At 63.3% G+C, this 18,884-nt stretch carries 15 protein-coding genes and 2 pseudogenes; 11 read left to right on the top strand and 6 right to left on the bottom strand.

Features of this window, described 5'->3' with window-relative positions; translation table 11 throughout:
• Positions 1–11: 11 nt before the first annotated feature.
• Positions 12–1,397 carry an ATP-binding protein gene (locus NKH98_RS20455; protein ID WP_352901219.1) on the bottom strand — a complete coding sequence of 462 codons (1,386 nt, stop codon included), beginning with the start codon at positions 1,395–1,397 and terminating at the stop codon, positions 12–14.
• A gap of 147 nt (positions 1,398–1,544) precedes the next feature.
• Positions 1,545–1,829, bottom strand: a pseudogene (locus tag NKH98_RS20460) (winged helix-turn-helix domain-containing protein); the annotation flags it as partial.
• Between the two features lie 188 nt (positions 1,830–2,017).
• Here NKH98_RS20460 and NKH98_RS20465 point away from each other — a divergent pair.
• The 4 genes from NKH98_RS20465 (at position 2,018) to NKH98_RS20480 (ending at position 4,996) form a co-directional block, all read left to right on the top strand.
• The gene (locus NKH98_RS20465) at positions 2,018–2,299 is read left to right on the top strand and encodes a DUF4242 domain-containing protein (RefSeq protein ID WP_352901032.1); all 282 of its coding nucleotides are present in this window, start codon (positions 2,018–2,020) and stop codon (positions 2,297–2,299) included.
• Positions 2,300–2,315: 16 nt separating this feature from the next.
• Complete coding sequence (locus NKH98_RS20470) at positions 2,316–2,831, top strand: hypothetical protein (RefSeq protein WP_352901034.1); 516 nt, start codon at positions 2,316–2,318, stop codon at positions 2,829–2,831.
• A 108-nt stretch (positions 2,832–2,939) separates the two neighbouring features.
• On the top strand, positions 2,940–3,218 hold the full coding sequence (locus NKH98_RS20475) for a DUF1127 domain-containing protein (protein ID WP_352901037.1): 279 nt from the start codon (positions 2,940–2,942) through the stop codon (positions 3,216–3,218).
• 182 nt (positions 3,219–3,400) lie between these two features.
• Complete coding sequence (locus NKH98_RS20480; protein WP_502894286.1) at positions 3,401–4,996, top strand: peptide chain release factor 3; 1,596 nt, start codon at positions 3,401–3,403, stop codon at positions 4,994–4,996.
• 173 nt (positions 4,997–5,169) lie between these two features.
• Here NKH98_RS20480 and NKH98_RS20485 read toward each other — a convergent pair whose 3' ends face one another.
• Positions 5,170–5,643, bottom strand: a complete 474-nt coding sequence (locus tag NKH98_RS20485) for a VOC family protein (RefSeq protein WP_352702460.1) — start codon at positions 5,641–5,643, stop codon at positions 5,170–5,172.
• Positions 5,644–5,931: 288 nt separating this feature from the next.
• Here NKH98_RS20485 and ilvD point away from each other — a divergent pair, with 288 nt between their 5' ends.
• From ilvD to NKH98_RS20500, 3 genes are all read left to right on the top strand, one after another.
• On the top strand, positions 5,932–7,776 hold the full coding sequence (gene ilvD, locus NKH98_RS20490) for a dihydroxy-acid dehydratase (RefSeq protein WP_352808019.1): 1,845 nt from the start codon (positions 5,932–5,934) through the stop codon (positions 7,774–7,776).
• A 27-nt stretch (positions 7,777–7,803) separates the two neighbouring features.
• Positions 7,804–9,078: an amidohydrolase family protein gene (locus NKH98_RS20495; protein ID WP_352479866.1), complete on the top strand. Its 1,275-nt coding sequence runs from the start codon at positions 7,804–7,806 to the stop codon at positions 9,076–9,078.
• Positions 9,079–9,296: 218 nt separating this feature from the next.
• Positions 9,297–10,220, top strand: coding sequence for a DMT family transporter (locus tag NKH98_RS20500; protein ID WP_352901039.1), 924 nt, complete (start codon positions 9,297–9,299; stop codon positions 10,218–10,220).
• Here the strand turns inward: NKH98_RS20500 and NKH98_RS20505 are convergent.
• Complete coding sequence (locus tag NKH98_RS20505; RefSeq protein ID WP_352808016.1) at positions 10,217–11,119, bottom strand: phosphotransferase; 903 nt, start codon at positions 11,117–11,119, stop codon at positions 10,217–10,219. The two genes, NKH98_RS20500 and NKH98_RS20505, sit on opposite strands and share 4 nt — an antisense overlap.
• Positions 11,120–11,224: 105 nt before the next feature.
• On the opposite strand from NKH98_RS20505, the gene NKH98_RS20510 reads away from it, so the two are divergent.
• Positions 11,225–11,857 (top strand): class I SAM-dependent DNA methyltransferase, encoded by a 633-nt coding sequence (locus tag NKH98_RS20510; protein ID WP_352506950.1) that lies wholly within the window; start codon positions 11,225–11,227, stop codon positions 11,855–11,857.
• Between the two features lie 11 nt (positions 11,858–11,868).
• Here NKH98_RS20510 and NKH98_RS20515 read toward each other — a convergent pair whose 3' ends face one another.
• Positions 11,869–14,322, bottom strand: coding sequence for a GcvT family protein (locus tag NKH98_RS20515; protein ID WP_352901042.1), 2,454 nt, complete (start codon positions 14,320–14,322; stop codon positions 11,869–11,871).
• Positions 14,319–15,203: a phosphotransferase gene (locus tag NKH98_RS20520; RefSeq protein ID WP_254816390.1), complete on the bottom strand. Its 885-nt coding sequence runs from the start codon at positions 15,201–15,203 to the stop codon at positions 14,319–14,321. The genes NKH98_RS20515 and NKH98_RS20520 overlap by 4 nt, the downstream gene beginning before the upstream one ends.
• Positions 15,204–15,637: 434 nt before the next feature.
• Between NKH98_RS20520 and NKH98_RS20525 the strand changes: the two genes are divergently transcribed.
• From NKH98_RS20525 to NKH98_RS20535, 3 genes and pseudogenes are all read left to right on the top strand, one after another.
• The gene (locus NKH98_RS20525) at positions 15,638–16,414 is read left to right on the top strand and encodes a DeoR/GlpR family DNA-binding transcription regulator (protein WP_352901044.1); all 777 of its coding nucleotides are present in this window, start codon (positions 15,638–15,640) and stop codon (positions 16,412–16,414) included.
• 65 nt (positions 16,415–16,479) lie between these two features.
• Positions 16,480–17,407: pseudogene (locus NKH98_RS20530) on the top strand (LysR family transcriptional regulator).
• Positions 17,408–17,607: 200 nt separating this feature from the next.
• Entirely contained in the window at positions 17,608–18,762 is a 1,155-nt protein-coding gene (locus tag NKH98_RS20535; RefSeq protein ID WP_352901046.1) for an ABC transporter substrate-binding protein, read from the top strand.
• Positions 18,763–18,884: the final 122 nt, after the last annotated feature.

The following is an 18,884-nucleotide window of genomic DNA, read 5'->3' on the forward strand; positions in this document are numbered from 1 at the left end:
GCCGCAGCTTCTTACGCGGGTGCCTCTCTATTTGTGCCGCCGAGCAGCGCTTTCAAGGTTTCGTATCGGCGCATAAGCCGTAACGAATCGACTTTCCTTGCGACCGTCAGCACGGTGCCAAGTTCCAATTCTGCGCCGGTGCGATCACCCAGTTGAATGAGCAAAGCCGCAAGCGAGAGCCGGGCGTCGGCGGCATTAACCGCCGAACCGATCTCATTCCAGCGCGAGTATGCAACTTGCAGTTCTCCAATTGCCTCGGCCAAGCGGCCTTCCCGTATGAAAAGCTCGGCCTTGGCTTCCGAGGTGAGCGCCCGGATAGATGCCATCGGCCAGCGCTGTGGCTGGGTTTCCAGTTCGGCGATGACCTGCTTCGCGCGCTCCAGTCGATCCGTTCGTGCCGCCACCTTTGCCAGAGTGGCGAGAATCAAACCCCGACGCTGCAAGGTCGGCCAGGCGGACCCGATCAGGGACCGCTCGAGAGCGCTGAACGCGGCTTCTGCCTGTCCTTGCTCGAGCTGCAGCAATGCAAGGCCCGGCTGAGGGTCCCAGCCGACCGCATGGGCGCCACGATACGCAGCTTCCGCCTCGGTGAGGTCCCCTGCCGCAAGATGGATGTCGCCTAACACACGCAACGCGTCGCCCATCGCCCAAGGCGCATCGAGCGCAAGTTGGTCGAGGGCAGTGCGCACCAATGCTTCCGCTTCCTTCAGCGTGCCGTGCACGCCGAGCACCTCGGCCCGATGCAACCGGCACGAGCCCGACAGATCCTCTAGCCCGTGGCCCCTGCACCAATTCTCGTAACCGAGGGTCCACTGGTTTGCTCTCGACCAGTCGCCGAAATTTCGGCAGGCCCAAAGGACGTTGCAATAGAGAATTCCGCCGACCACCGGATCGACGTCGCTGGACAAACCGAGGGCGGCGGCGGCGTCCTGATCTTCCAGTCCGGATTGGCTGTCGCCAAGGCAAAGCTTGAAAAAACCGCGATAGACAAGGCCGAGCGACTCCACGACCGGATCTTCCAGATGTTTGCCGACGACGCAGGCCTGCTCGGCAAACGCCAGCGCCTGTTCCGGTTCCGCGTCCGCTGCCTTGATCCGCGACCCCATCCAACACCAAAGGCCGTGCTCCCGGCTATCGGTGGCGGTGCCGATCAATGCTGCCGCGCGCTGATGCCAGCCCTTGGCGACGGCAAGCTCTCCTCGCTCTAGGTGGATCCGCGCAAGTGTGATTGCCGGAGCAGCGGCCCGCGAACCTTGCCCAGCAATGCTGTATGCCCTCACGGCACGCGTCAGCGGCGGGATGGCTTCGGCCGGCCGCCCCATGCATTCCAGAGCCAGTGCCCATTCCTCGAGATCGGCGGTGACCAGCTCGTCGGCAGTGTCCGCTTCGGCGAACAAAGCCGCGGCCTCATACCATTTCCTGGCCGAAGCCGCCGCCCGCGCGGCCAAGATCTGCAAGCTAGCGCTCGAATGCGCAGTCGACGGATCAGGGAAAGTCGGCGCTCGTTCCGAAACGGCTGGCGGATCGAGACACATCCGGTAGCCGAACCGCGGCAGGTTGCGCAGTGCCGTTTCCATGCCGCCCTGGCGAAGGATGCTGCGAGCCAGGCTGGCAACACGCTGCAGCGAGGCTTCGGTCACCGTGACGCCCGGCCACAGCGTTTCGAGCAACTCTTCCTTGCTCAAAGCCCGGCTCCGATGGCGCAGAAGAATGGCGAGGAAATCGAAGACCAGAGGTTGCGCCTCGATCTCCCTGCCGGCGAGACGAAGACCGCGAGCTTCCTCGTTCAGCTCGAAGTCACCGAAGCAATACATCCCCATCGGCAGCATTCCTCCTACGACAATGGGCAAAGGATCAGAAGAAGATAAGAGCGGCGTAAGGACTGTTGGCCGCCCCTCCTGTCATTCTCCATGTGGTGGCCGGCCAAGGAGCATTTTAGCTCAGCAGCCCCGGGGATGTCATCGGCAGCGATCGGCCGTCCGGCGACATTTGAACCCAACACAAGGAAACTAGGAAAATGCATAAGTACATCATTGAAAGGGATATTCCGAAGGTCGGCACTTTCGAGCGAGAGCAGCTTCGCGAGGCATCCAAGGCTTCGAACGCCGTTCTTGCCGAACTCGGCCCGGAGATTCAGTGGGTGGAGTCGTTCGTTGCGGATGACAAAACGTTCTGCGTCTACCTCGCGAAGGACGAAGCGATCATCCAGCGCCATGCCAAGATGAGCGGCTTCCCCGCCACAAAGATCACGCAGGTGAAGCGCCGGTTCGATCCAACGACCGCCTACGCTCAGGCCTAGCAGGGAGGGACGGATCGTGAAGCACTTTTCAGATATTGTGCTCGCCGTGGCAATCTCGGCATTCTTCTGCGGCGCGGCGGATGCTCATGACATACCTGACCCGGTCCTCAACCGGTCGCGGGAGATGGCCGCCAAATACCTCAGCATCGAGGTCGCCAAAGCCGACGGTTACCAGCAGTTGTTCGAATGCACGACACATGACGAGCACGCCACGATGGGTATACACTTCATCCATCCCGGTCGTGCCGGTGACGGCAAGCTGGTGCTCGGCGAGCCGGACGTGCTGACCTACGAACCTGAGCCCGACGGCTCCATGCAGCTCGTTGGCATGGAATATATAGTCTTCGAGAAGGACTGGAAGGGCAAGGGTGTTCCCGAGTTTCTCGGACGCACTCTCCAGCGCAAGACGACGGTGGGCGTTCATCCCGTGGACCCCTACTACGAGCTTCACGTCTGGCACTGGCGGCACAATCCGGCCGGCATGTTCGCCGACTGGAACCCTTATGTGAGCTGCGAACACGACATGTCTTGACTGGTGTTACGCAGCGCCCAGGAGGGCCATTGCATGGCTCTCCCAACATTCCGCGGCCGACATCTCGGAACCGTGTCTCCCATCCCTCGAACCACAGGAAATATTGCCATGCTGATCGGACATACAGAGCCGGATTTAATCGCCGATCATCCCGATAGTTCGCGGTTCGTCGCCGCAACCGTCGAAATGTGGCTCGCCGTTCCACGCGCCTTAGCCCGCATCATCCGCATCCGGCGTGACCGCGCATTGCTTTACGAACTGCCGGACTACCTGTTGCGCGACATCGGCATAAACCGCTCGGAGATCCAGTCGATTACCTGGCTCGGCGGCAGGGGCGTCGGCCACCAGCCACCCTTACCAGAAGCAATCATGGTAGCGTGGACATAGCGGGAGAGTATCTTCTCATCTGAACAGCCGCAATCTGTGCCGTTGGCTCGTTAGGACAGGGTCCTATCGTCCATTCGGTCGCAACGACAAACCGGCATGTCCCTTCGGCCGAGCCCATTAGCCCAAAACCGTCGACAGGCGGAGAAAGCGCTGCTAAAAGCCCGCGCCACAGACAGGATTCCATGAAATTGGCTGAATACATCGAACAAGCGGTATCGCGCCGCCGCACTTTCGCGATCATTGCTCACCCCGACGCCGGCAAGACGACGCTCACCGAAAAGCTGCTTTTGTTCGGCGGTGCGATCCAGCTTGCCGGCGAGGTCAAGGCCAAGAAGGACCGCATCCAGACCCGGTCCGACTGGATGAAGATCGAACGCGAGCGCGGCATTTCGGTGGTCACCTCGGTGATGACCTTCGAATATGAGGACACTGTCTTCAACCTGCTCGACACGCCCGGCCACGAGGATTTCGCCGACGACACTTATCGCACGCTGTCGGCGGTCGACAGCGCGGTGATGGTCATCGACGCCGCCAAGGGCATCGAGCCGCGCACGTTGAAACTGTTCGAGGTCTGCCGGCTGCGCGATATCCCGATCATCACCTTCGTCAACAAGATGGACCGAGAAAGCCGCGACCCGTTCGACATCCTCGACGAGATCGAGCAGAAGCTGGCGCTTGATACCGCACCGATCACCTGGCCGATCGGCCGCGGCAAGACCTTTTGCGGGACCTACCATCTGGCGCTGAATGCTGTGCGCAAGGGCGACGCTGAAAAGGAGCGCACGCCGGTCAACGGCCCCGATTCCAACCGTGTCGCCGGTCTCTTGCCGGAGAACGACCGGGAGGCTTTCATCGAGGAGCTGGAGCTGGCGCGCGAGGCCTGCCGCCCGCTCGATCTGGAAGCCTTTCGCGAAGGCCATCTGACACCGGTCTATTTCGGCTCGGCGCTGCGCAATTATGGCGTGCGCGACCTGATCGAGGCGCTCGGTGCCTATGGGCCGCCGCCGCGCGCGCAGGAGGCCGACACGCGCAAGGTCGAGGCGACCGAGGACAAGATGACCTCCTTCGTCTTCAAGATCCAGGCCAATATGGACCCCAACCACCGCGACCGCATCGCCTTCGTCCGCGTCTGCTCCGGCAAGCTCGAGCGCGGCATGAAGGCCAAGCTGGTGCGCACGGGCAAGCCGATGAGCCTGTCGGCGCCGCAATTCTTCTTCGCCCGCACCCGCGTCACCGCCGACGAGGCGTTTGCCGGCGACGTCGTCGGTATTCCCAATCACGGCACGCTGCGCATCGGCGACACGCTGACCGAAGGCGAGGAGATCCTGTTTCGCGGCGTGCCGAATTTCGCGCCGGAAATCCTGCGCCGCGTCCGCCTCGGCGACGCGATGAAGGCCAAGAAGCTCAAGGAGGCGCTGCACCAGATGGCCGAGGAAGGCGTCGTGCAATTGTTCTCGCCGGAGGACGGCTCGCCGGCCATCGTCGGCGTCGTCGGCGCCCTGCAGCTCGATGTGCTGAAAGAGCGGCTGAACTTCGAATACACACTGCCGGTCGATTTCGAGATGTCGCGCTTTTCGGTCTGCCGCTGGATCTCCGCCGACAAAGCCGATCTCCAGCGCTTCATCGAGGCGCATCGCGGCGACATTGCCCGCGACCTCGACAACGACCCGGTGTTCCTCGCCCAGCACGCCTTCTCGCTCAATTACGAGGCTGAACGCTGGAAGGCGATCCGCTTTGCGGCGGTAAAGGATTATCAGGTCCGCGACAAAGCGGCCTGATGCGCCCCTTCCCTTCTCCCCTTCTTGTGGGAGAAGGTGTCGCCGAGGGCGACGGATGAGGGGTGTTCCAGGAAACACCAACGTCTCATTCCGTCCAGCACCCCTCAACCGTCTCGGCACTTCGCGCCGATCCACCTTCTCCCACAGGGGGAGAAGGAAAGATCGCGTTCCATTCACCCCTTGGCTGCCTCTTCGATCTTGGCGATGTCGATCTTGCTCATCTGCATCATCGCCTGCATCACGCGGCCAGCCTTTTCCCTGTCGGGGTCCAGTAGCAGCTTGGGCAACTGCTCGGGAACGACCTGCCAGGAGAGGCCGAACTTGTCCTTCAGCCAGCTGCACTGGCTGGGCTCGCCACCGCCCGCGATGAGCCTGTCCCAAAAATAGTCAACCTCTTCCTGCGTCTTGCAGTCGATGGAGAGCGAGACTGCCTGGGTGAACTTGAATTGCGGCCCGCCGTTGAGCGCCTGGAACTGAACGCCGTCGAGTTCGAATGAGACCATCAGCACCTTGCCCTCATTATCGCCGCTGCCCTTGGGCCAGCGCATCACGCTCAGCACCTTCGAATTCTTGAAGATGGAGATGTAATGGTTCATGGCCTCCTCGGCCTGGTCGTCGAACCATAGGCAGGGGGTGATCTTTTGCATCTTTTGCTCCTCGGACTGGTTTTGGCTTTGTTTTCACTCGCAAAACGGCCGGCTGGCGATTGATGGCCGACCCCGCCGTCTGCCCAAGGACGCTCAAGCGAAACCCGATCCGACAGCACCTCTGACTTTTTTACGGCCTGGACCGGCTGCGTCTTTGGCTGGCGCTCGTTCCGCGCCCTGGCGCAGCGCAAAATTGTGGCCAGACCAGAGCTTGGCGTCTATAAGGCCTGCGGCTCAATTCCGGTTTTCCGCGCCTGTGCGGCGCGAGCAGACAGCAAGGACAGTTCAATGCCCGCCTACCGTTCCCGCACCACCACCCATGGCCGCAACATGGCCGGCGCCCGCGGCCTGTGGCGCGCCACCGGCATGAAGGATTCGGATTTCGGCAAGCCGATCATCGCCGTGGTCAATTCCTTCACCCAGTTCGTGCCCGGCCATGTCCATCTGAAGGACCTAGGCCAGCTGGTTGCCCGCGAGATCGAAAAGGCCGGCGGCGTCGCCAAGGAATTCAACACCATAGCCGTCGACGACGGCATCGCCATGGGCCATGACGGCATGCTCTATTCGCTGCCGTCGCGAGAATTGATCGCCGACTCGGTCGAATACATGGTCAACGCGCATTGCGCCGACGCCATGGTCTGCATCTCGAATTGCGACAAGATCACGCCGGGCATGCTGATGGCGTCGCTGCGCCTCAACATCCCGACCGTCTTCGTCTCCGGCGGACCGATGGAGGCCGGCAAGGTGGTGCTCGCCGGCAAGAGCCAGGCGCTTGACCTGGTCGACGCCATGGTCGCGGCCGCTGACGACAAGGTGTCCGACGAGGACGTCAAGATCATCGAGCGATCGGCCTGTCCGACCTGCGGCTCGTGCTCGGGCATGTTCACCGCCAATTCGATGAACTGCCTGACCGAGGCGCTCGGCCTGTCGCTGCCCGGCAACGGCTCGACGCTGGCCACGCATGCCGACCGCAAGCGCCTGTTCGTCGAGGCCGGCCATCTGATCGTTGATCTCGCCCAGCGCTATTACGAGCAGGACGACGACACCGCGCTACCGCGCAGCATCGCGTCGAAGGGCGCTTTCGAGAACGCCATGACGCTCGATATCGCCATGGGCGGCTCGACCAACACCGTGCTGCACATCCTCGCCGCAGCACATGAGGGCGAGGTCGACTTCACAATGGAGGACATCGACCGGCTGTCGCGGCGGGTGCCGGTGCTGTGCAAGGTGGCGCCGGCCAAGGCCGACGTCCACATGGAGGACGTCCACCGCGCCGGCGGCATCATGGCGATCCTCGGCCAGCTGGATAGCGCCGGGCTGATCAACCGCGATCTGCCGACGGTGCACACCGCAAGCCTCGGCGAAGCGCTCGACCACTGGGATATCTCCCGCACGTCAAGCCAGAATGTCCGCGACTTCTTTCTCGCGGCACCCGGCGGCGTGCCGACGCAGGTCGCCTTCAGCCAGGACCGCCGCTGGGACGATCTCGATCTCGACCGCGAGACGGGCGTCATCCGCTCGGCCGAACATCCTTTCTCAAGGGATGGCGGCCTTGCCGTGCTGAAAGGCAATCTCGCGCTCGACGGTTGCATCGTGAAGACGGCCGGAGTCGATGAATCCATCCTGAAATTCACCGGTCCGGCAAGAGTCTTCGAAAGCCAGGACGCCAGCGTCAAGGCGATCCTGTCGAACGAGATCAAGGCCGGCGATGTCGTCGTTATCCGTTATGAAGGCCCGCGCGGCGGCCCCGGCATGCAGGAAATGCTCTACCCGACCAGCTATCTCAAATCGAAGGGCCTCGGCAAAGCCTGCGCACTGATCACCGACGGTCGTTTTTCCGGCGGCACCTCCGGCCTGTCGATCGGCCACGTCTCGCCGGAAGCGGCTGAAGGCGGGCTGATCGGGCTGGTCAGGGAAGGCGACACGATCGAGATCGACATCCCCAACCGCACCATCAGGCTTGCTGTCGGCGACGCGGAGCTCGCCGCCCGTCGTGCGGCGATGGAGGCGAAGGGGCCAACTGCCTGGAAGCCCGAGGAAAAGCGCAAGCGCAAGGTGACGACGGCCTTGCGCGCCTATGCGGCGATGGCGACAAGTGCCGCCAAGGGGGCGGTGCGGTACGTGCCGGAATAGGCATACTCTTCAAAGGGGTAACGACAGATGGATTTCGACCTTGTGGTGCGCGGCGGCACGCTGCCGGACGGCAGGATCGCCGATATCGGCATCGTCGGCGAAACGATCGCAGCGATAGAGCCCGAGCTGAACGTCAGCGCCGGCACGGCGATCGATGCCCGTGGCAATCTGGTCTCGCCGCCTTTCGTCGATCCGCATTTCCATATGGACGCAACGCTTTCGCTCGGCATTCCGCGCATCAATGTCTCGGGCACGTTGCTCGAAGGCATTTCGCTGTGGGGCGAGCTGAAGCCGCTTCTGACCCATGAGGCGGTGCGCGACCGTGCGCTTGCCTATTGCGACTGGGCGGTGTCGATGGGCCTGCTCGCCATCCGAACCCATGTCGATGTTTGCGACGACCGCCTGCTGGCGGTCGAAGCGCTGCTCGACGTGAAGAAGACCGTTGCCCCCTATATCGACCTGCAATTGGTCGCCTTCCCGCAGGACGGTTTCTATCGCTCGCCGACGGCGCGCAGCAACACCATCCGGGCGCTCGACATAGGCGTCGATGTAGTCGGCGGCATTCCGCATTTCGAGCGCACAATGGCCGACGGCACGCGCTCCGTCACCGAGCTCTGCGAGATCGCGGCCAAACGCGGCCTGATGGTCGACTTGCATTGCGACGAGACCGACGATCCGCTATCGCGCCACATCGAGCAGTTGGCCTATGAGACGCAGCGGCTCGGGTTGCAGGGCAGAGTGGCCGGCTCGCACCTGACATCGATGCATTCGATGGATAATTACTACGTTTCGAAGCTATTGCCGCTGATTGCCGAGGCCGGCGTTTCGGCGATCCCCAATCCGCTGATCAACATCATGCTGCAGGGCCGCCACGACACCTTTCCCAAGCGCCGCGGGCTAACGCGGGTCAAGGAGATGCTGGCGCACGGCATCCGCGTCGGCTGGGGCCAGGATTGCGTGCTCGACCCCTGGTATTCGCTGGGCACCGCCGACATGCTCGACGTCGCCTTCATGGGCCTGCATGTCGCCCAGATGTCGAGCCCGGCCGAGATGGCGCGCTGCTTCGACATGGTCACCAACGTCAATGCCGCCATCATGGGCCTCGACCACCTTGGCCTGGCGGTCGGCAAGCGCGCCAGCCTGGTCGTTCTCGATGCCGGCAACCCAGTCGAGGCGCTGCGGCTGCGCCCAGAGCGTCTCTGCGTCATTGCCAGGGGCAAGGTGGTGGCCGAGCGCAGCCGGCAGGACACGCGGCTTTCGATCGCCGGAAGGCCGGGCACGGTGAACCGGCGTCACGCTTAAAGCGCGTCGCGCTCGACCGGCCTCATGCGACGCGCTTAAGTTCCTGTGTTGATGCATGTCGTTGTCGCAAAACCGCTGCACACTTTTGCGCGACATGCATTAGTCCAGCCGATTTCCGGCGCTGGTCTTACCGAATTCTCGATTTTCGCCTCGTCATGGCCGCAGCTTGCGACTACGACGCGGGTCACCGTACCCCACGGCGAGGAACCGGTAACGGAATGGCGCAGCCCGCAGCCCATAATTCGACGATCAGGAACGCGCTGCTGGCCGGCATCCTGCTGATGCTCGCCGGCGATTTCCTGTTTGCGCTGAACGATGCGATGGGCAAGTGGCTGGTTGCCAGTTTTTCCGTCGGCCAGGTCGTGCTGATCCGCTCGATCGGCGCGTTTTTCATACTTGGGCCGATGATTGCCCATCAGGGTGCGGCCAAGCTGTTTCTCATGGAGCGGCCGGAGCTGCAGCTGCTGCGCGTGGTGATGACGACGCTTGACACGGCGCTGTTCTACGCGGCGGTCGTCTATCTGCCGCTCGCCGATGTGATGAGCTTCTACATGGCCGGGCCGATCTACGTCGCGGCGCTGTCGCACTTTTTGCTCGGCGAAAGGGTCGGCTGGCGCCGCTGGGCGGCTATCCTGCTCGGTTTCTGCGGTGTGCTGATCATGCTGAAGCCGTCGTCGGCCGCGTTCTCGCTGTCCTCGATGTTCGCGCTCGCCGGCAGCATTTCCTTTGCCTTCGCCATCATCCTCAATCGGCGGCTGCGCGGCACCAGCGACACTTCGCTGGTCACCTGGCAAACCATCGGCACGCTGCTGGTCGGCGCTGCGCTGACCCTCGGCAGCTGGAGGACGCCGTCCTCGCTCGATTTCGGCGCCATGCTGCTTCTCGGCATCGTCTCCTGCGGCGCGCATCTGATGATCACCAGGGCGTTGAAGCTGGCGCCGGCCTCGACCTTGGCGCCGCTGCATTACAGCCTGCTGTTGTGGGCAGTGGTCTTCGGCCTCGCCTTCTTCGGCGATGTGCCTGGGCCGCGCATCCTGATCGGCTCGGCCATCGTCGTGATGGCCGGCCTGTTCATTTTCCATCGCCAGAAGGTGGTCGAAACCGTGGTGCCGCCCGAGAACGTGCCGAAGGGTGTGAATTAACCCCGGCGCACCGCTGCGAGATGCCGCGAAAATTCCGGCATCTCCATCAGTGCCTTGCAGCGCGCAAACCGGCCGTCTGCATAGGCGCGAAAGTCGTCGGCCGGATTTTTGTTGGCAAGCTGGATCAGTCCCCACAGCGTCCACAAAAGGTCGCACATCGCCTTGTAGATGACGATGCGGGCGCGCTCCGCCGGTCTCGGCTCGCCGCCGAAATAGGCCAGCATCATTTCCTCCTCCTGCGCGGCGTCGAATTGCCCTTCGACGCTGAGGTCGCCGAGATCCCAGAGCGGATCGTTCATGCCGGAATATTCCCAGTCGACGATCCACATCCTGTCGCCCGTATCGAGAAAGTTTTCGCAGAGCGGGTCGCAGTGGCAGGCGACGATCGGCAGAGGTTGAGCCGCAAGTGCTGAGCGCACTGCCTCCGCCTCGCGGACCACATCGTGGTAGCCGGCAGGCAGGGCGACGTCCTTGGTTGACAGCACTTTCAGATAATCGTCGATCATCGCGAACAGCTCGAAGCGGAAGGGGAACACCGCGCCGGATGTGTGCAGCTTGCGAAAGGCCTTGCCGGCGCGTGCCGGGCTGCCCGGTCGGGTCTTGAATTTTTCCGGCGACATCGTCTCGGCGCCGGCGATGAAGCGGGTCACCAGCACGCCGGTCTCGGCATCGACATGCAGCACTTCCGGGCTGACGCCGGCCTTCGCCGCTTCCCGGGCCGCCACTGCCTCGTTGGCGCGGTTGATGTATTCCTCGGTACCCTTGCCGGGGATACGCAGGCAGAAATCCTTACCTCTGAAGACGAGGTTGGTCAGGCCGCCGAGCCGTTCCAGCGGGCCGTCATAGCCGGCCAGCATCGGAATGGCCGCAAGCGCGGCGCGTGCCTGGTCATCCGCCATGGCTTTCGCTCCTTTTCCCATCTTTATTGTCGCGACGACGGTTCCACAGTTTTCACCGTTTGGCTATCATCGCGTAGCGGATCAATACCGGGCGACGAAACAGCAATGACGGACAGCAAACAGCAGAGCGCACTCGCCGCAGCCTATGCGGCGAAGCGGCCGGAAGACGTAGCCGCGCTCTACGACAGCTGGGCCGGCACTTACGACGCCGACATGTCGGCGGCCGGCTATCGCCATCCCACCATCTGCCTTGCCTTGCTGGCCCGCCATCTGCCGCGCGGCGCCGCACCTCTGCTCGATGCCGGCGCCGGCACCGGGCTCATCGGCGAGTGGCTCGCCATTACCGGTTATCCGCAGGTCGAGGCGCTCGACATCTCGGAAGGCATGCTGGCGCAAGCGGCGCGCAAAGGTATCTATTCGGCGCTGCACTGCCTGGCGCTTGGCGGGCCGCTGCCCTTCGTGGACGATGCCTATGCCGGGATCATCTCAGCCGGCGTCTTCACGTCGGGCCATGTCGGAGCCGAGGGGCTGGACGAGCTGATCCGCATCTGCCGGCCGGGCGGAGTGATCGTACTGACGGTGAAGAACACGCTGTGGGACACGGGCTTTGCCGCGCGGATCGCCGAGCTCGAGGCGCAAGGCATCGTCACCCGCGCCGAGGAGACGCCGCCCTATGTCTCGATGCCAGGCGAGGCCGATACGGTGCCGAGCCGGGGGCTGGTGCTCATCGTGAACTGAGGCGGAAGGCTCTACGCCTTCACCCTTGCTCCCGTCGGATCGTAAAGCGGCTCGAGGTGAATCTTAGCCGGCGTCCGTTCCATTGCCACCACCAGCTCGTAGTCGCCCGAGGTGAGGAAATCATCGTCGACGCCATCGGCATTGCGCACATAGCCGTAGCCGATGTTCCTGCCGATGGTGTAGCCATAGCCGCCGCTGGTGAGATAACCGACCGCCTGGCCGTTGCGCAGGATGGTCTCGCGCCCGAGCAGCACGACGTCGGGATCGTCGACAGTGAAGCCGGCAAAGCGTTTCCTGAGCGTCGAGCCACCGAGCTTTTCAAGCGCCCGCCGGCCGAGGAAATCGGTGTTCTTCCTGAGCTTCACCGCCCAGCCGAGGCCGGCCTCCTGCGGCGTGTCGTTGGGCGTGATGTCGGCGCCCCAGGCGCGGTAGCCTTTTTCCAGCCGCAGCGATTCCAGCGCCCGGTAGCCGACCGGGCGGATGTCGTGGGTAGCGCCCGCCGCCATCAGCGCGTCGAAAACCTCGCCTGTCGCCGCGATCGGCGCATGCAATTCCCAGCCTAGTTCGCCAACATAGGTGACGCGCAGTGCCCGCACGGCGTGGCCGGCAATGGCGATCTCGCGAACATGGCCGAACGGAAAGGCGGCATTCGAGACGTCAGCATCGGTCACCGCCGACAGCACATCACGTGCGCGTGGCCCCATCAGCGACAATGTGCCGAAATCCTCGGTGATGTCGGTCAGCGTCACGTCGAACTCCCTGCCGATATGATCGGCAATCCAGGAGAAATCGTGCGTGCGGAACCCGGTGCCGGTGACGATGTAGAATTTTTCCTCGCCGAGCCTCGCCACGGTCAAATCGGCCTCGATGCCGCCGCGCGTATTGAGGAGCTGTGTGTAGGTCACACGGCCGACCGGCTTGGCGACGTCATTGGCGCAGATCCAGTCCAGCGCCGTCAGCGCGTCGGCTCCGGTCATTTCGTATTTGGCAAACGACGATTGGTCGAAAATACCGATCTTTTCGCGCACATGGCGATGCTCGTCGCCGACGGGTGAAAACCAGTTCTGCCGGCCCATCGAATAGACGTCCTTCGGCTCGATGCCTGCCGGTGCGAACCAGTTCGGCCGCTCCCAGCCAAGTTTCGAGCCGAACACGGCGCGATGTTTTTGCAGCCGCTCGTACAAAGGTGAGACGATGCGCGGCCGTCCGCTGGCATATTCCTCATGCGGGAAGCCGATCGTGTAGTGCTTGCCGTAGGCTTCCAGCGTGCGGTCGCCGATCCATTTCCGGTCGCGGTGCAGGTCGGAGAAGCGGCGGATATCGACCACCCACAAATCGAGCGGCGCCTCGCCGTCGACGACCCATTGCGCCAGCGCCCAGCCGGCGCCGCCGCCGGACGCGATGCCGAAGGCATTGAAGCCGGCGCCGACGAACATATTGGGGCATTCCGGCGCCACGCCGAGGATGAAATTGCCGTCCGGCGTAAAGCTCTCCGGCCCGTTGATCATCTGTTTGACGCCGACATTGGCAAGCGCCGGGACGCGCTCGATCGCCTGGCTCATATGCTGCTCGAAATGATCGTAATCATCGTCGAACAGCCGGAACTCCCAATCGTCCGGCACATCGCCGCCGGGCAGACCGGTCGTCCACGCCTGCGGGTTCGGCTCGTAGCCGCCCATCACCAACCCGCCGACCTCCTCCTTGAAATAGGTGCGGCGATCGGGGTCGCGAATTGTCGGCGCGTCGGTCGCCAGGCCGACGATCTTCTCGGTGATGATGTACTGGTGCTTCACCGGCTGCAGCGGCACGTTGATGCCGGCCAGCGCACCCACCTGCCGCGCCCATTGCCCGGCGCAGTTCACCACCTTTTCGCAGGCGATATCGCCCCTGGTCGTCCTAACCTTGACGATCCGGCCGTTGGTCATTTCAAAGCCGGTGACCCGCACCTCCTCGAACAATTTTGCGCCATGCATGCGCGCGCCCTTGGCCAGTGACTGGGTGATGTCGGAAGGGCTTGCCTGACCGTCGGTCGGCAGCCAGGACGCGCCGACGAGGTCGCCGGTTTCCAGCAGCGGCCACATTTCCTTGACCTCGGCCGGCGACAGCAGATGCATGTCCATGCCGAAGCTCTTGGCCGTCGTTGCCAGCCGCTCATACTCGGTCCAGCGGTCGGCATTGGTGGCGAGGCGCAGGCAGCCAGTCATCTTCCAGCCGGTGGCGAGGCCGGTTTCGGCTTCCAGCCCCTTGTAGAGATCGACTGAATATTTGAGCACGCGCGTGATCGACGCCGACGAGCGTAGCTGGCCGACCAGCCCAGCAGCATGCCAGGTCGAACCCGAGGTCAGTTTGCCCTGTTCGAGCAGAACGATTTCGGCCTTGTGGTCGCGCGCCAGATGATAGGCCGTCGAACAGCCGATGATGCCACCGCCGATGACCACGATCCCGGCCTGGGCGGGCAAGGTCATGTCCGCGTCCCGTATTTTGTCCTGTAGTTTTCCAGGGCGGCTTCGAGCCGCGCCAGGTTTTCGTCCGCGTAGGCGGCGTAGTCGACACCGGGAGCATCGAGGTAGAGCTCGGAAACCATGCCCCACATCGCCTCGCGCAGCAGCGACGCGCATTGCATGGCGGCGTGCGAGCGCCGTATCGCCGGGTCTGGCTCCTTCATGAAATAGGCGGTCAGGAAGGCGAAGGATTCCTCGTCGCTCATGCCGGCGTTCGAAGCCGCGCCAGCAAGGTCGAACATCGCGGTGTTGAAGCCGGCATATTCGAAGTCGATGAGCCACAGCCTGTGACCGTCGTCGATTATGTTGGCCGGCAGAAGATCGTTGTGACCGAAGACGATCGGCAGCAGTTTTTGCGCGCGCTCGAGCTCGTCCGCCAGGGTCAAAAGGCGTGGCAATTCGCCCAGCTTGCGGCTGCGGCCTTCCTCCAGCGTGCGCGCATAGTCGCGAATGACATGGAATACCCAGAACATGAAGCCGGCGCCGGAGATGTGACTGGGCATCTCCCGGTGGAAGCCGCGCAGCAACGCGGCAACGCGGCCGAGATCGGCGCGCACGTCCTGCGCGACGTAGGCCTTGGCGCCGAGATACTCCGTCACCATGACGCCCGGTCCGGTGTAGTGGACGGCCGGAGCGAAGCCTGCCGCGTGCGCTGCCCGCGCGGTCATCATCTCGCGCTCGCGAAAGACATGGTGGAACGGATAATCCTGGCCGAGCCGTACGACGTGCCGCCCGGCCGCGTCCTTGACCAGATAATTGGCATTGCTCAGTCCACCCGGCAGCGGCGCAATGTCGATGCTGCCGGTCCAGCAAGGCAGCGCGCGGATGCGGTCTTCGACAGTCACGATCTCGTCCAACATTGGGTCAATTTCCCACGCATGTCACGGCTGGCCAGCGATGACAATCGGACGGAGGAATGGCGGCAACGCGAAGATCTCGTCGGTGCAGATCTCGGGATCGGTATCCCGCACCGCACCGACGAGCCCCTTTGTGCCGGGTTCTTCGACGCCGGCATCCGCCCCCGCGGATCCTGAATTTCGGCACCCTTGCACCAACAGTTTCCCGGGCGTTCGGGCAGGCGATTTTTCGTGCGGCTCAGCCGTAGTCCTCCGTTCCGAGCCTGTCACAGCGATAATGTCGCGCCACGCTGGACGCGTTGTCAACGCGAAATTGTGGTGTTTTCTGCGTTTTTGCCCGAATTTTGTGAAATTTATTGAAGTTAGTGGCGTTTATGCCGTAGAAACGGTCAACGCTGCAACAATCCGACCGGATGGAACCGATGGTCCACTCGAAGCGGCATGGCGAAATCCTGCGCCTCCTCAAGGAGGAAGGCACTGTCACCATTGCCAGCCTGGCCGACCGGCTGGGCGTCTCGCTGGAGACGGTACGCCGCGACGTCAAGCCACTGACCAGCGACGGTTCCGTCCTCAAGATGCACGGCGCCATCGGCCTGCCGTCGTTTGCCGGCGAAGCGCCGTTCGAGCGGCGCATGCGCGAGAACGCCGATGCCAAGCGGGCTATTGCCCGCATGGTCGCCGCCACCATCCGCGACGGCGAGTCCATCATGCTCGACACCGGCACCACCACCTCTTTCCTGGCCCGGGAACTGCTCGGCCACCGGCGGCTGACGGTCGTCACCAACTCCTCCGACATCGCCCGCACACTGGCCACCGTCAACGGCAACAAGGTCTATATGGCCGGCGGCGAGCTGCGCAGCGATTCCGGTGCTGCCTTCGGCGTCTCGGCCATCGAATTCGTCAGCCGCTTTTCCGTCAGCCATGCGGTGATATCGACCGGTGCGGTCGATGCCGTCACCGGCGTCATGGACTATGATCTGGAAGAGGCCGAATTCGCCCGCATGGTGCTGTCGCGCGGTCAGCGTTCGCTTGTCGTCACCGACCACAGCAAATTCGGCCGCCAGGGCCTTGTTCAGGTCTGCGGCTTCGGCGGCTTTTCCGAACTCGCCACCGACTGGCCGCCGCCGCACGACATCGCCGCCGCCCTCGTCCAGGCCGGCGCGCGGCTCAGCATTGCGGACGGCGGAAGCGAGGGCTGAGCTCTATCGGCAGATCGGCACCAGCACCACTTCCCAGCGCCGCCTCGGCCGTGTTTAGTCCGGCCATGGCTTTCACCATCCGCCAATTGCAGTTCTTCATCGCCGTCTCCGAGCAGGGCACAGTGTCGGGCGCCGCCCAGAACCTGTCGATCTCGCAATCCTCGGTCACCGAAGCGATCAAGGAGTTGGAGCACGATCTCGGCGTCGAGCTGTTCGAGCGCCACCCGCGCGGCTTGAACATCACCCACAAAGGCCACCAGTTCCTGCGCCATGCGAGGAAGATCCTGGCGGACGTTTCCGATGCGCGCCGCGCCTTCTTCGGCGAACGGATCGCGGCAAGCGGGCGGCTGCAACTTGGCGTCACCTCGTTGGTCGCTGGCTATGTTCTTTCCGATCTTCTTGCCCGCTACCGCCGCGCCTATCCGGGTGTCGAGGTCTCGGCGATCGAGGACAATGGCGACTATCTCGAGCATCTGTTGATCGGCGGCAAGCTCGACATTGCCGTCATGGTCAACCTCGAACCTGCGCGACCGCACCGCGCTGCAGTCCGAAATCCTCGAAGTCTCGGCCTACCGGCTGTGGCTGCCGCTCGGCCACCCCTTGGCCGGTGCCGACATCATCGGCATCGGCGACATCGCCTCGGAACCGCTGATCATGCTGACCGTCGACGAGATCGAGGAGAATACCGGAAAGCTGCTGACGGCAATCGGCGCCAAGCCGCATGTCGCCTTCCGCACCCGCTCGGTCGAAGCGGTGCGCAGCCTCGTCGCTACCGGCGCCGGCGTGGCGCTGCTGCCCGATCTCGTCTACCGGCCATGGTCGCTGGAAGGCGACCGCATCGAATCGCGCGATATTTCGGGGTCGTTGCCGGTCGTCCAGGTCGGCATGGTCTGGCGGCGCGGCTCCGGCCTGCCGCAAGCGGCGCGCGACTTCATCGGACTTGCCCAGTCGCAGCGCATCGTGCGCCAACGACCCGAGAAGATCGGCCGCTGACGTATCGGAAAAATCGATATCGGCTTTCTGATAAATGAATTTGCGAAACCGGAAATTTCGCAGCACTTTTCGGTCAGGGAACAAAGCTGCCGCCGGAGCACGGCCTCAGAGCCGCGCATCCAATGTCTTTGAACGGGCGCATGATCTTCTTCCGAAGCCCGAAACCGGTTTCGAGGTCATGCAAAAATGGGAGATCGACGATGAATTCATTGCTGAAATCATGCACTGCCTTGACGGTCGCGCTGAGCTTCTCCGGCCAGGCCATCGCCCAGGTCAAGGAGCTCGGCAAAGGCGAAGGCGAGGTCAATATCGTCGCCTGGCCGGGCTATATCGAGCGCGGCGAAACCGACAAGGCCTATGATTGGGTCACTTCGTTCGAGAAGGAAACCGGCTGCAAGGTCAACGTCAAGACCGCCAACACCTCCGACGAGATGGTCTCGCTGATGAACGAGGGCGGCTTCGATCTCGTCACCGCCTCGGGCGACGCTTCGCTGCGCCTTGTCGCAGGCAAGCGTGTCCAGCCGATCAACACCGATCTCATCCCGAGCTGGAAGACGGTTGACGACCGGCTGAAGGATGCACCCTGGTTTACCGTCGGCGGCGTCCATTACGGCGTCCCCTATCAGTGGGGGCCGAACGTGCTGATGTACAACACCGAAGTGTTCAAGGAGGCGCCGAAGAGCTGGAAGGTGGTCTTCGAGGAAATGAAGCTTCCCGACGGCAAGTCGAACAAGGGCCGCGTCCAGGCCTATGACGGGCCCATCCACATCGCCGATGCTGCCAATTACCTGATGGCCCACAAGCCGGAGCTCGGCATCAAGGATCCGTACGAACTGACCGAAGACCAGTACAAGGCCGCGCTCGACCTTCTGCGGGTCCAGCGTACGCTGGTCGGACGCTATTGGCACGACGCCGCCATCCAGGTCGACGATTTCCAGAACGAAGGCGTCGTCGCCTCCGGCTCCTGGCCCTACCAGGTCAACACGCTGATCGCGGCAAAGAAGCCGGTCGCCTCGACCATCCCCGAGGAGGGCGTTACCGGCTGGGCCGACACCACGATGATGGAGGCCGATGCTGCCCACCCGAACTGCGCCTACATGTGGATGGAGCATTCGCTGTCGCCGAAAGTGCAGGGCGACGTCTCCGCCTGGTTCGGCTCGCTGCCGGTGGTGCCTGCCGCCTGCAAGGGCAACGAACTGCTCGGCGAAGAAGGCTGCAAGACCAACGGCTACGACAATTTCGACAAGATCAAGTTCTGGAAGACGCCGGTCTCGAAATGCGCCACCCAGAACGACCAGTGCGTACCCTACTACCGCTGGGTGTCGGACTATATCGGCGTCATCGGCGGGCGGTGAGTTCGCCTCACCTACGAAGCCCGGCGCTGCCCGTCACCCTTACCCTCTCCCGGTGAAGAACGGGGGGCCGCCAGCGTTAGAGCGCCTCCCTTCTCCCCGTCCACCATACGGGGAGAAGGTGC

The organism is Mesorhizobium sp. M0833, from assembly GCF_040319905.1.
Classification (GTDB): domain Bacteria; phylum Pseudomonadota; class Alphaproteobacteria; order Rhizobiales; family Rhizobiaceae; genus Mesorhizobium.

Coding starts and splice junctions, on each gene's coding strand:
- NKH98_RS20510 (WP_352506950.1), top strand. CDS start 11,225: ATGACGGACAGCAAACAGCAGAGCGCACTCGCCGCAGCCTATGCGGCG.
- NKH98_RS20515 (WP_352901042.1), bottom strand. CDS start 14,322: ATGACCTTGCCCGCCCAGGCCGGGATCGTGGTCATCGGCGGTGGCATC.
- NKH98_RS20495 (WP_352479866.1), top strand. CDS start 7,804: ATGGATTTCGACCTTGTGGTGCGCGGCGGCACGCTGCCGGACGGCAGG.
- NKH98_RS20505 (WP_352808016.1), bottom strand. CDS start 11,119: ATGGCGGATGACCAGGCACGCGCCGCGCTTGCGGCCATTCCGATGCTG.
- NKH98_RS20535 (WP_352901046.1), top strand. CDS start 17,608: ATGAATTCATTGCTGAAATCATGCACTGCCTTGACGGTCGCGCTGAGC.
- NKH98_RS20485 (WP_352702460.1), bottom strand. CDS start 5,643: ATGCAAAAGATCACCCCCTGCCTATGGTTCGACGACCAGGCCGAGGAG.
- NKH98_RS20480 (WP_502894286.1), top strand. CDS start 3,401: ATGAAATTGGCTGAATACATCGAACAAGCGGTATCGCGCCGCCGCACT.
- NKH98_RS20475 (WP_352901037.1), top strand. CDS start 2,940: ATGCTGATCGGACATACAGAGCCGGATTTAATCGCCGATCATCCCGAT.
- NKH98_RS20465 (WP_352901032.1), top strand. CDS start 2,018: ATGCATAAGTACATCATTGAAAGGGATATTCCGAAGGTCGGCACTTTC.
- ilvD (WP_352808019.1), top strand. CDS start 5,932: ATGCCCGCCTACCGTTCCCGCACCACCACCCATGGCCGCAACATGGCC.
- NKH98_RS20500 (WP_352901039.1), top strand. CDS start 9,297: ATGGCGCAGCCCGCAGCCCATAATTCGACGATCAGGAACGCGCTGCTG.
- NKH98_RS20525 (WP_352901044.1), top strand. CDS start 15,638: ATGGTCCACTCGAAGCGGCATGGCGAAATCCTGCGCCTCCTCAAGGAG.